Annotated in this window: 10 protein-coding genes; 5 read left to right on the top strand and 5 right to left on the bottom strand. The window is 63.2% G+C overall.

The features are described from left to right. Positions 1 to 15: 15 nt before the first annotated feature. The gene (locus KHO49_RS08840; protein ID WP_213664909.1) at positions 16 to 1,758 is read right to left on the bottom strand and encodes a ShlB/FhaC/HecB family hemolysin secretion/activation protein; all 1,743 of its coding nucleotides are present in this window, start codon (positions 1,756 to 1,758) and stop codon (positions 16 to 18) included. A gap of 411 nt (positions 1,759 to 2,169) precedes the next feature. After that, entirely contained in the window at positions 2,170 to 3,510 is a 1,341-nt protein-coding gene (locus KHO49_RS08835) for a DEAD/DEAH box helicase (protein WP_042941946.1), read from the bottom strand. 193 nt (positions 3,511 to 3,703) lie between these two features. Here KHO49_RS08835 and KHO49_RS08830 point away from each other — a divergent pair, with 193 nt between their 5' ends. Beyond that, the gene (locus tag KHO49_RS08830; RefSeq protein ID WP_115581831.1) at positions 3,704 to 5,002 is read left to right on the top strand and encodes a mechanosensitive ion channel family protein; all 1,299 of its coding nucleotides are present in this window, start codon (positions 3,704 to 3,706) and stop codon (positions 5,000 to 5,002) included. 193 nt (positions 5,003 to 5,195) lie between these two features. Here the strand turns inward: KHO49_RS08830 and KHO49_RS08825 are convergent, their stop codons facing one another. The 3 genes from KHO49_RS08825 to KHO49_RS08815 form a co-directional block, all read right to left on the bottom strand. Continuing rightward, entirely contained in the window at positions 5,196 to 6,059 is an 864-nt protein-coding gene (locus KHO49_RS08825; RefSeq protein ID WP_102878801.1) for a carboxylate/amino acid/amine transporter, read from the bottom strand. 245 nt (positions 6,060 to 6,304) lie between these two features. Then, entirely contained in the window at positions 6,305 to 6,904 is a 600-nt protein-coding gene (locus KHO49_RS08820; RefSeq protein ID WP_102861686.1) for an FMN-dependent NADH-azoreductase, read from the bottom strand. A gap of 158 nt (positions 6,905 to 7,062) precedes the next feature. After that, positions 7,063 to 7,377: a 3-phosphoglycerate kinase gene (locus tag KHO49_RS08815; RefSeq protein ID WP_213664908.1), complete on the bottom strand. Its 315-nt coding sequence runs from the start codon at positions 7,375 to 7,377 to the stop codon at positions 7,063 to 7,065. A gap of 49 nt (positions 7,378 to 7,426) precedes the next feature. Between KHO49_RS08815 and KHO49_RS08810 the strand changes: the two genes are divergently transcribed. The 4 genes from KHO49_RS08810 to KHO49_RS08795 all read left to right on the top strand — a co-directional run bounded on the left by KHO49_RS08810 (position 7,427) and on the right by KHO49_RS08795 (position 11,675). Beyond that, a complete protein-coding gene (locus KHO49_RS08810; protein ID WP_102878799.1) occupies positions 7,427 to 8,350 on the top strand; it encodes a PA3225 family LysR-type transcriptional regulator in 924 nt (307 codons plus the stop codon). 30 nt (positions 8,351 to 8,380) lie between these two features. Next, the gene (locus KHO49_RS08805; protein WP_102878798.1) at positions 8,381 to 9,184 is read left to right on the top strand and encodes an alpha/beta fold hydrolase; all 804 of its coding nucleotides are present in this window, start codon (positions 8,381 to 8,383) and stop codon (positions 9,182 to 9,184) included. Between the two features lie 3 nt (positions 9,185 to 9,187). Further along, the gene (locus tag KHO49_RS08800) at positions 9,188 to 9,751 is read left to right on the top strand and encodes a peptidylprolyl isomerase (RefSeq protein WP_102861682.1); all 564 of its coding nucleotides are present in this window, start codon (positions 9,188 to 9,190) and stop codon (positions 9,749 to 9,751) included. Positions 9,752 to 9,842: 91 nt separating this feature from the next. After that, a complete protein-coding gene (locus KHO49_RS08795) occupies positions 9,843 to 11,675 on the top strand; it encodes an ABC transporter ATP-binding protein (protein WP_213664907.1) in 1,833 nt (610 codons plus the stop codon). Positions 11,676 to 11,688: the final 13 nt, after the last annotated feature.

Here is an 11,688-nt window from a genome sequence, read left to right as displayed (position 1 = left end):
GGGTAAAGAGCGGAATTAAAGGAACAGGTCCAGACGGAAATAGATCGGGGCTTCGCGTTCACTCAGGGCTTCGGGCCGTTCGAGGGAGTGGGCAAAGGTCACGCTGGCGGCGAGGTTCTTGCCGCGGGCAAAGAACTCGATGGAGTCGCTGGAGACCCGGCCATGCTGCTCGGCGTTGTAGCGGTCGTTGCGGATCGCGCCGAGGTCATAGCCCAGCCCCGTGCCGTACTCGGCGAACACCGGGCGCAGCCAGTCCCAGGTCACCGGGCGACTCCAGCGCAGGTCGTTGCGCCAGTAGTAGCCGCTGTCGCCATTGAGGCTCTGGTCCTTGTAGCCACGGATCGAGGACTGGCTGCCCAGGCTCATGCGTTGCGAGCTGAACAACACATCCTCGCTGCGCTGGCCGGTGACCAGGCTGCTGAACACCAGGGACTCGTCCCACAGCTTGAACGGCTGCAGGTAGCTGGCGGTGGCGGTGTACTTGCGGTAGCGGGCGTTGGCCTGGCGATTGCCGTATTTGTCGCGCTGGTTTTCGCGCTGGGCATCGAAGGCGCCAATACCGTCCTGCAGCCCCAGGTCGAGGTTGAGGAAGGCGCTGCCGATACGCCGACCGTGGTTGATGCCGAACTGGGCTTCGCTGAGGCGGTTGCTGCTGTTACTCAGCTTGCTGTCTTCGATGTAGTTGTTGGTGCGCAGGTAGCTCAGGCCGCTGTTGAGGGAGGTCTTGCTCAGGGCGTCGCGATGAATCACCCGCTCCAGACGCAGTTGATGGTTCTGGCTGTCGCCGGTCTGCTTGAAGTTGAAGCCCACGGCCTGGGCCAGGGAGCGGTATTCGCTCTGGCTGTAGCTGTAGCTGAGGTTCCACCAGCCAAACGGCAGGTTGTAGTAGAGCATGGCGTTGCGCGAGGTTTTCTGGTGGTCGCTGACGGCGTCGTGGCCGCCGCGCAACACCAGTTGGTCGGCCAATCCCAGAGGGCTGTCCCATTCGAAAGAGCTGCCCCACTGCTGCTCGCCGGTGCTCTTCTGGCCCTCGTTGCTGCGCGATAGACCGACGCGCCAGGGCTTTTGCGGGTTGTTCTTGACCAGGACTTCACTGCCGCCCACGGCCTGCCCCGGGGCCAGTTCCATCTGCGCCTGGTTCGACGGCAGGCGGTTGAGCTGGTCCACCATCTGTTCGATCTGCCGCAAGTTGAGCAGCTCACCGCTGCTGCCGGGAAAGGCCATGTTCAGTTCGCGGGCTGTGAGCTTGCTGCCCTCGGCGGCCTTGAGCCCTTCGAGCTTGCCCTCTACCACCAGCACCTGCAGGTGGCCGCTGGACAGGTCCTGTTGCGGCAGGTAGGCGCGGCTGGTGACCAGGCCCTTCTCGATGTAGCGGTTGGTGATGACCTTGAGCAGCTCGTTGAGCTGTGCCACCCCCAGGCACTGGCCGATATAGGGCTTGAGCAGGCTCTCGCGTTCGCTGGCGGACAGCGAATCGGCGCCTTTGAGCTGGATATCCTGAATCGGGAAGCAGCGGCTATCGCTGGGCGCGCTAGGCGCTACAGGCGCGGCGCTCTTGCCGGGCAGGTCCTTGAGTTCTTCGAGACGCCGCTGCTGTTCTTCCAGCAGGCGGTTCTGCCGGTCGCGGATCAGGTCCTGGTCACCGGGGTTGAAGGTCGGTGCGGGCAAGGGAGCGGCAACAGCCATGTGTACGGTGCCGGCCAGCAGCAGGCAAGACAGGGCACAGCACAACCTCATCCCGAGGGTGGGGATAGACATATTCGGTCCTTCGAAAGGGCAGCAAGGGTCAAGACAGGGCGCGCGATGTTAATGTGCCACCATCTTGGCGTCAAATAAGCGCTGAACGCCCCGACAAACTGCGTATCCCCGCATCATCCGGGCACTGGAGCGGGTGCCGATACTAGATAGACCCCGGCAAGCGACACATCAGACGCTTCTGAATCTTCAGGAAAGTTTTCTTGGCAGCGGGCTGTTGATCCGCCAGAAGCGTCTCTTCGAGCTTTGGCCACTTAGCCAAAACTCGGGGGCATGGCCCAGATTGCCCGGGATGCCGGAATGGGCCGGGAAACCCAAGGCCAGTTGAGCCATCGAGGCCCGGAGTAGCTCTGAAAGCCAGCCAAAAAAAACCCGGACCAGGTCCGGGTTTTTCGTTTACCGCTGGCCGCTGGCTTATTCGGCTGCCGGCGCCTGTGGCTTGCGGCGCTTGAGCGGCGCCAGACCGTCCTGGCTGACCAGGCTGTCGCTTTTCGGCCGGTTGGCGGTCTTGCGCTTGGTCGGGGCCTTGGCCACGGACTTTTTCTTGTCGCCCTTGGCGTCGGTCTTTTTCTTCTTCACGCCAACGGCCTTGCCGGACGCCTTGACCTTTTTCGGGCCGCTGTAGGTGCCTTTGACTTCCTTGATGGTGCGGCGCTCGAAGCTCTGCTTGAGGTAGCGCTCGATGCTCGACATCAGGTTCCAGTCACCGTGGCAGATCAGCGAGATGGCCAGGCCATCGTTGCCAGCACGGCCAGTACGACCGATGCGGTGCACGTATTCGTCGCCGCTGCGCGGCATGTCGAAGTTGATGACCAGGTCCAGGCCGTCCACGTCCAGGCCACGGGCGGCGACGTCGGTGGCCACGAGGATCTTGACCCCGCCCTGCTTCAAGCGATCGATGGCCAGCTTGCGGTCCTTCTGGTCCTTCTCGCCGTGCAGGACGAAAGCCTTGTAATCCTGCGCCACCAGGCGGCCGTAGATGCGGTCGGCCATGGCCCGGGTGTTGGTGAAGACGATGGCCTTCTGGTAGGTCTCGTTGGCCAGCAGCCAGTTGACGATCTGTTCTTTGTGCTGGTTGTGGTCGGCGGTGATGATCTGCTGACGGGTGGTTTCGTTCAGCTGGCTGACACTGTTGAGTTGCAGGTGCTCAGGGTTGTTGAGGACCTTGGCGACCATCTCGCGCAGGCCGGAGCCGCCGGTGGTGGCGGAGAACAGCATGGTCTGCTGGCGATTCGGGCATTCGTCCACCAGGCGCTGCACGTCTTCGGCAAAGCCCATGTCGAGCATGCGGTCGGCTTCGTCGAGCACCAGCACTTCGACTTCCTTGAGGTCGAGGTTGCCGGCGTTGAGTTGCTCCAGCATGCGCCCCGGGGTGCCGATGAGGATGTCCGGCACCTTGCGCAGCATGGCGGCCTGGACCTTGAAGTCTTCACCGCCGGTGATCAGGCCGGACTTGATGAAGGTGAACTGGGAGAAACGCTCGACTTCCTTGAGGGTCTGCTGGGCCAGTTCCCGGGTCGGCAACAGGATCAGGGTCTTGATGCTGACGCGGATCTTCGCCGGGCCGATCAGACGATTAAGGATTGGCAGGACAAAGGCCGCGGTCTTGCCGCTGCCGGTCTGTGCCGTCACCCGCAGGTCACGCCCTTGCAGCGCGAGCGGAATAGCCGCTGCTTGCACCGGCGTCGGCTCGACAAATTTAAGCTCGGCCACGGCTTTGAGCAGGCGTTCGTGCAGGGCGAATTGGGAAAACACGGGTGCTACCTCGAAGATATGCAAAAAAACAGCTGCATAGGGTAACGGTTTCGAGCGCGCAGGCCGAGTTTCTTTGTGCAAACGGTGGCAAAGAGTTGGTTTTTTGTTAGCCGATTTGTCCTTAACCGTAACTTTCCCAGGGTTAAATGCTCTAATCCTGCCCTTGTGCCTCATAGAAGAATCGTTTTAGCCCATGGATTTCAAACAGCTCTGGCTCAATACCCAGGACCTCTGGGGAGCCCTCGATCAACACCCTCTCCTGCACGCAGGCATCGGCCTGGCCCTGTTACTGGTGATCGCCCTGGTGCTCGGACGAGTGGCCCGCTACCTGGTCCTGCACGCCGTCAGGCTGCTGGGCCGCCAGCCGTCCCTGCACTGGCTCAATGATCTGCGCCACAACAAGGTGTTCCACCGCCTGGCGCAAATGACCCCGTCCCTGGTGATCCAGTTCGGCCTGCACCTGGTGCCGGAGCTGAGCAAGACCAGCCTGCTGTTCCTCGGCAACTTGGCCATGGCCTTCACCATCCTGTTCCAGCTCCTGGCCTTGAGCGCCCTGCTCAATGCCCTGCTGGACATCTACGCGCGCACCGAACACGCCCGCACTCGCTCGATCAAGGGCTACGTGCAACTGGCGAAGATGGTGCTGTATGTGTTTGGCGCGATCATCATCGTCGCCACCCTGATCGACCGCTCGCCGCTGTTGCTGCTGTCCGGTCTGGGCGCCATGTCGGCGGTGATCCTGTTGGTCTACAAGGACACCCTGCTGTCCTTCGTCGCCAGCGTGCAGTTGACCAGCAACGACATGCTGCGGGTCGGCGACTGGATCGAGATGCCCCAGGTGGGCGCCGACGGCGATGTGGTGGACATCACCCTGCACACGGTCAAGGTGCAGAACTTCGACAAGACCATCGTCTCCATCCCGACCTGGCGCTTGATGAGCGAGTCGTTCAAGAACTGGCGCGGCATGCAGCAATCCGGCGGTCGGCGGATCAAGCGCAGCCTGTACATCGATGCCAGCGGCGTGCGCTTTCTGCATGACGACGAAGAACAGCGACTGAGCAAGGTGCGTCTGCTCACCGACTACATCGGGCGCAAGCAGGCCGAGCTCAAGAGTTGGAACGAAGCCCAGGGCAACGTCGCCGCGCTATCGGCCAACCGCCGGCGCATGACCAATATCGGCACCTTCCGCGCCTATGCCCTGGCGTACCTCAAGAGCCACCCGGAGATCCAGCCGAACATGACCTGCATGGTGCGCCAGATGCAGACCACGGCCCAGGGCATTCCGCTGGAGATCTACTGCTTCACCCGCACCACGGCCTGGGTGGATTACGAGCGCATCCAGGGGGATATCTTCGATTACCTGCTGGCGGTGATGCCGGAATTTGGCCTGAACCTCTACCAGCAGCCCAGCGGCACCGATCTGCGGGCCGGTTTGCTGCCGGCGATAGCGGGCGCCAGCCATGTTCCACAACCAGAAAAGCACGCGCTTTAACCTGTAGCCGCTGCCGAAGGTTCGGGCCGCGTTCGGACGATCGGCCCCACAGGGGCCGTGAAACCTGTGTTGGCGGTTCGCCTGGTCATACGCGGCGGCGGCCTTGCGAGTCCTGCGGACTCGGTCGCAGCCTGCGGCAGCGGCTACAACCAGCCCGGCAGCGCCGCCAGCATCCAGCCCCTGGATCGCTGCCTCAGCGAGTCGCCAGCACCGCAGAGCCGCGGCGGCTGATCCACACCGCCCCAAGGATCACCAACCCGCCCAGCAACAAGCGCCCCAGGTCTTCATGCTGGTTCCAGATCAGCAGGTTGACCAGCAGCCCCACCGGCACATGCAGGTTGTTCATCACCGCCAGGGTGGCGCCGGTCACCAGGCATGCGCCCTTGTTCCACCAGTACATCCCCAATGCCGTGGACACCAGGCCGAGAAACAGCAGCACCGCCCATTGCAGCGGCGCATCAGGCAGGTAATGGGCCTTGCCGAACAGCAGGAACGCCGGCAGTACCACCAGCAACGCCCCCAGGTAGAAGTAGCCGAAGCGCCGGTAATGCGGCAGGTCGCTGGGGTAGCGCGCCACCAGGTGCTTGTACAGCACTTGCCCGGCGGCATAGGTGAAGTTGGCCAGTTGCAGCAGCAAGAAGCCGATGAAGAAGTCCGGATTGACGCTGTCGTAGCGAATCACCACCGCGCCCGCCACCGCCACCAGCGCCGCCAGCAGCCCCCAGGGGTTGAAGCGCCGGTTCAGGGCGTCTTCGATCAGGGTCACGTGCAGGGGCGTGAGGATGGTGAACAGCAGCACCTCCGGCACCGTCAGCACCCGAAAGCTCAGGTACAGGCACACGTAGGTGATGCCGAACTGCAGGGCCCCGATCAGCAGCATGCCGCGCATGAAGGCCGGTTCCACCCGGCGCCAGCGGGTCAGCGGGAGAAACACCAGCCCCGCCAGCAGCACCCGCACCAGCACCGCGAAGTAACTGTCGACATGCCCGGCCAGGTATTCGCCGATCAGGCTGAAGGAAAATGCCTGGATCAGAGTGACAAAAAGTAGATAGCCCATGTTCGCCTCATCTTGAATGGCGGCGACGATAGCGGTTTTGCCGGTACAGATGAAATCCCGGGCAAAAAAAAGCCCGATCTCGCTAGGCGTGCAATCGGGCGTCGGCACTGAAGAAACAACCAGTGCAAAGGGAGGTTCGATGCGCGAACCGGCTTGAAGGGGATCCGCAGGCGCTACTTGAACACCGGCGGATTATCTGCGGATTAACGGCGCCCATCTTGCAGCGCCGCTTCGCCCAACGGGGCTCAGGCCACCTGGGCCAGCTTGGCGTTAGCCTGGTTCAAGCCCTTTTCGTGGAAGTCGCCGCCCAGGTTCAAACCTTCGGCGTGGATGAATTCGACGTCGTGGATACCGATAAAGCCCATGACCTGACGCAGGTAGGGTTCCTGGTGATCGGCGCTGCTGCCGGCGTAGATACCGCCACGAGCAGTGAGCACGTAGGCACGCTTGCCGGTGAGCAGTCCCTGGGGCCCGGTGTCGGTGTACTTGAAGGTCACCCCGGCACGCAGCACATGATCGAGCCAGGCTTTCAGGGTGCTGGGAATGGCGAAGTTGTACATCGGCGCGGCCATCACCAACACGTCGGCGGCCAGCAGCTCCTCGGTCAGCTCATTGGAGCGCTGCAGGGACTCCTGCTCGGCGGCACTGCGCTGCTCGGCAGGTTTCATCCAGCCTCCCAACAGGTTGGCGTCCAAATGCGGCACCGGGTTGCGGGCCAGGTCACGCACCGTGATCGAGTCGCCGGGGTGAGCGGCCTGCCATTGCTGGATAAAGGTCTGGGTCAATTGCCGGGATACGGAATCCTGCTGGCGGGCGCTGCTTTCAATGATCAGGACACGGGACATGGCTGAAGCCTCCATCGGGGTATGCGTAAGTCGATGGAGCGCAGATTAAACAGAGTGATATCGATGAAAAAGCGCAAATAACTGCTATAACCAATCAACAAATTCGTTTATAAGCGGAGCCAGCCCCAACGCAGCACGCCGGGCCGGCCCAGAGTCCATCATTTGGCCTGGCAGTTCAGGTCCAGGCGCAGCTTGATGATCTTGCGATTGAACTTGGCGGTCACGTTCTTGCTCTTGCCGGCCGCCACTTCCACCTTGCGGGTGCGGGGCGCCTCGGGGCCATTGCGAAACACCACCGAACACACGGCGTCGTTCTTGCCGTAGTTGTTCAACTGGATGGAGCCGATGTCTTCATCGGTAGCAAAGGTGGTGTAGTCGATGCTCTGGCCGTTCAACTGCTTCTCGACATCGATGGGATAGGCCCAGGCGCCGAGGGGCAACAGCGCCAGCAACACACAACAGAATTTTCTCATTCGGCAGTCTCCAATAAGGAGCGCCAGCTTAGGACAAGAGGAGTCCCTCATGAAAGCGCCCCGCGTGACCCTGGATCAATGGCGCACCCTGCAGGCGGTGGTCGATCACGGCGGCTTCGCCCAGGCCGCCGAAGCCCTGCACCGCTCGCAGTCCTCGGTCAGCTACACCGTGGCGCGCATGCAGGACCAGCTCGGCGTGCCGCTGCTGCGCATCGATGGCCGCAAGGCGGTACTCACCGAGGCCGGCGGCGTGTTGCTGCGCCGCTCACGACAACTGGTCAAGCAGGCCAGCCAGCTGGAAGACCTGGCCCACCATATGGAACAGGGCTGGGAAGCCGAAGTGCGACTGGTGGTGGACGCCGCCTACCCCAACGCGCGCCTGGTGCGCGCCCTGACCGCCTTCATGCCGCAAAGCCGTGGCTGCCGCGTACGCCTGCGCGAAGAAGTACTGTCCGGGGTCGAGGAAGTGCTGCTCGAAGGCGTGGCCGACCTGGCCATCAGTGGCTTCAACATTCCCGGTTACCTGGGCACCGAGATGAGTTCGGTGGAATTTGTCGCCGTGGCCCACCCGGAACACGCCCTGCACCGCCTGCAACGCGAACTGCATTTCCAGGACCTGGAAAGCCAGTTGCAAGTGGTGATCCGCGACTCCGGCCGCCAGCAACCGCGGGATGTGGGCTGGCTCGGCGCCGAACAACGCTGGACCGTGGGCAGCCTGGCCACCGCCGCGACCTTCGTCAGCAGCGGCCTGGGGTTTGCCTGGCTGCCCCGGCACCTGATCGAACGGGAGCTGCGCGAAGGCCTGCTCAAGGTCCTGCCCCTGGACCAGGGCGGCAGCCGCCATCCGACCTTCTTCCTCTATTCCAACAAGGACAAACCCCTGGGCCCGGCCACGCAGATCCTCGTGGAACTGCTGCGCACCTTCGACACCGCGCCCCTGGATGCGCCCTTTGCCGCCCCCGAGCAAGCCTGACGTCCCACCCACCAGAACAGGAGTTCTGCCATGGCGTATTTCGAGCATGAAGGTTGCACCCTGCACTACGAGGAATACGGCCGGGGCGAACCCCTGCTGCTGGTTCACGGCCTGGGCTCCAGCGCCCTGGACTGGGAAAAGCAGATCCCCGAGCTCTCGGCCCGCTACCGGCTGATCATCCCGGACATTCGCGGTCACGGGCGTTCCGACAAACCTCGGGAGCGCTACAGCATCCCGGGCTTCAGCGCCGACATCGTGGCGCTGATCGAGCACCTGAACCTGGGTCCCGCGCACTACGTCGGGCTGTCCATGGGCGGCATGATCGGCTTCCAGCTGGCGGTGGATCAGCCGCAATTGCTCAAGAGCCTGTGCATCGTCAACAGCGCCCCCGAGGTCAAGCTACGCAGCGCCAATGACTACTGGCAGTGGTTCAAGCGCTGGAGCCTGGCCCGGGTGTTGAGCCCGGCCGCCATCGGCAAGGCCCTGGGGCCGCGCCTGTTTCCCAAGCCGGAGCAGGGTGAGCTGCGGCAAAAGATGGCCGAGCGCTGGGCAAAAAACGACAAACGTGCTTATCTCGCCAGCTTCGACGCCATCGTCGGCTGGGGAGTGCAGGAACGTCTGGGGCGGATCACCTGTCCAACCCTGGTCGTCAGCGCCGACCGCGACTACACCCCGGTGGCGGTCAAAGAGGCTTATGTCAAACTGCTGCCGGATGCACGGCTGGTGGTGATCGAGGACTCCCGACACGCCACGCCGCTGGACCAGCCGCAGCGCTTCAACCACACCCTGCTGGACTTCATAACCACAGTCGACACCACCACTCAGGATCACTGAACCATGCTGAAAAAAATCGCCCTCGTCGCCGGCTCCGTGCTGTTCGCTGCCAACCTGATGGCCGCCCAACCGGCCAAGGCGCCTCACGTCCTGCTGGACACCAGCTTCGGCAAGATCGAAGTCGAACTGGACCCGGTCAAGGCACCGATCTCCAGCAAGAACTTCCTCGACTACGTCGACAGCGGCTTCTACAACAACACCATCTTCCACCGGGTAATCCCGGGGTTCATGGCCCAAGGCGGTGGTTTCACCGCGCAGATGGTGCAGAAAGACACCCGCGACCCGATCAAGAACGAAGCCTCCAACGGCCTGCATAACGTCCGCGGCACCCTGTCCATGGCCCGCACCTCCAACCCCAACTCGGCCACCAGCCAGTTCTTCATCAACGTCGCCGACAACGCCTTCCTCGACCCGGGCCGCGATGCCGGCTACGCGGTGTTCGCCAAGGTGGTGAGCGGCATGGACGTGGTGGACCAGATCGTCAATTCCCAGACCACCACCAAGCAAGGCATGCAAAACGTGCCTGTGGACCCGGTGCTGATCAAGTCGGCCAAGCGCATCGACTGAATTCCGCAGCCTGTCCCGACGGCGGCGCCCTACCCGGCGCCCCGTCCGCTTTCAGAACAGGAGAGCCCGTACCCCGGGCTTCAAGACCCCCATGCTCTTTCGTCGTTTTGAACAACTGATCGATATCTTCCGCGACGCCCCCAGCGCCACCCCGCCCAATCGGGTCCTGCCCTTCTACTTCCACTACATCAAGCAAGTCTGGCCCAGCTTCGTCGCCCTGCTGGTGGTGGGCCTGTTCGTGGCCCTGATCGAGGTGTCGCTGTTCAGCTACCTGAGCACCATCATCGACCTGGCCCAGGGCACGCCCAGCGTCCAGGTATTCACCGACCACGGCCTGGAGCTGGCCTGGATGGCGGTGGTGGCCCTGCTGTTCCGGCCGCTGATGGTGGGCCTGCACGACCTGTTGATGCACCAGACCATCAACCCCGGCATGACCAGCCTGATCCGCTGGCAGAACCACAGCTACGTGCTGCGCCAGAGCCTGAATTTCTTCCAGAACGACTTCGCCGGGCGCATCGCCCAGCGCATCATGCAGACCGGCTATTCGCTGCAGGACTCCTCGGTGCAGGTGATCGACGCCCTGTGGCACGTGACCATCTACGCCATCGGCTCCCTGGTGCTGTTCGCCGACGCCGACTGGCGCCTGATGATCCCCCTGCTGCTGTGGATCGCCGGTTTCATCGGTGCCATGCGCTACTTCGTGCCACGCATCCAGAAGCGCTCGGTGGACGCCTCCGACGCCCGCTCCAAACTCATGGGGCGGATCGTCGACGGCTACACCAACATCACCACCCTCAAGCTCTTCGCCCACACCCATTTCGAACAGAGCTACGCCCGCGAAGCCATCGCCGAACAGACCGAGAAAAGCCAATTGGCCGGCCGCGTGGTCACCGCCATGGACGTGACCATCACCAGCCTCAACGGCCTGCTGATCGTCAGCACCACGGGCCTGGCCCTGTGGCTGTGGAGCCAGTCGCTGATCAGCGCCGGGGCCATCGCCCTGGCCACCGGCCTGGTGATCCGCATCGTCAACATGTCCGGCTGGATCATGTGGGTGATCAACGGCATCTTCGAGAACATCGGCATGGTCGAGGACGGCCTCAAGACCATCGCCCAACCGCTGCAACTCACCGACCGCGAACAGGCGCCGAAGTTGGCGGTGGCCAAGGGCGGCGTGCGCTTCGAGCATGTGGAGTTCCATTACGGCAAGGCCAACAAGGTCATCAGCGACCTCAACCTGGACATCCGTCCCGGGGAGAAGATCGGCCTGATCGGCCCGTCCGGGGCCGGCAAATCGACCCTGGTCAACCTGCTGCTGCGCCTCTACGACCTGCAGGGCGGGCAGATCCTCATCGACGGCCAGAACATCGCCGAGGTGACCCAGGAAAGCCTGCGCGAGCGCATCGGCATGATCACCCAGGACACCTCGCTGCTGCACCGCTCGATCCGTGACAACCTGCTCTACGGCCGCCCCGATGCCACCGACGATGAGCTCTGGGAAGCGGTGCGCAAGGCCCGGGCCGACGAGTTCATCCCGCAGTTGTCCGACGCCCAGGGCCGCACCGGCTTCGATGCCCACGTTGGCGAACGCGGGGTCAAGCTGTCCGGCGGCCAGCGCCAGCGCATCGCCATTGCCCGGGTGCTGCTCAAGGACGCGCCGATCCTGATCATGGACGAAGCCACCTCGGCCCTGGACTCGGAAGTGGAAGCGGCGATCCAGGAAAGCCTGGAGACCCTGATGCAGGGCAAGACCGTAATCGCCATCGCCCACCGTCTCTCCACCATCGCCCGCATGGACCGCCTGATCGTCCTGGAACAGGGGCGCATTGCCGAAGCCGGCACCCACGCCGAACTGCTGGCCCATGGTGGTTTGTACGCACGCCTGTGGCAGCACCAGACTGGAGGATTCGTCGGCATCGACTGACCGGCGGCGGCGA

Origin of the sequence: Pseudomonas sp. RC4D1 (assembly GCF_018390395.1) — a bacterium.
Taxonomy (GTDB): Bacteria; Pseudomonadota; Gammaproteobacteria; order Pseudomonadales; family Pseudomonadaceae; genus Aquipseudomonas; species Aquipseudomonas danubii.
The sequence above is the reverse complement of the archived record's forward strand: the minus strand, read 5'-3'. Positions and strand labels throughout refer to the sequence as shown.

Coding starts and splice junctions, on each gene's coding strand:
- KHO49_RS08815 (WP_213664908.1), bottom strand. CDS start 7,377: ATGAGAAAATTCTGTTGTGTGTTGCTGGCGCTGTTGCCCCTCGGCGCC.
- KHO49_RS08805 (WP_102878798.1), top strand. CDS start 8,381: ATGGCGTATTTCGAGCATGAAGGTTGCACCCTGCACTACGAGGAATAC.
- KHO49_RS08840 (WP_213664909.1), bottom strand. CDS start 1,758: ATGTCTATCCCCACCCTCGGGATGAGGTTGTGCTGTGCCCTGTCTTGC.
- KHO49_RS08795 (WP_213664907.1), top strand. CDS start 9,843: ATGCTCTTTCGTCGTTTTGAACAACTGATCGATATCTTCCGCGACGCC.
- KHO49_RS08810 (WP_102878799.1), top strand. CDS start 7,427: ATGAAAGCGCCCCGCGTGACCCTGGATCAATGGCGCACCCTGCAGGCG.
- KHO49_RS08830 (WP_115581831.1), top strand. CDS start 3,704: ATGGATTTCAAACAGCTCTGGCTCAATACCCAGGACCTCTGGGGAGCC.
- KHO49_RS08825 (WP_102878801.1), bottom strand. CDS start 6,059: ATGGGCTATCTACTTTTTGTCACTCTGATCCAGGCATTTTCCTTCAGC.
- KHO49_RS08820 (WP_102861686.1), bottom strand. CDS start 6,904: ATGTCCCGTGTCCTGATCATTGAAAGCAGCGCCCGCCAGCAGGATTCC.
- KHO49_RS08800 (WP_102861682.1), top strand. CDS start 9,188: ATGCTGAAAAAAATCGCCCTCGTCGCCGGCTCCGTGCTGTTCGCTGCC.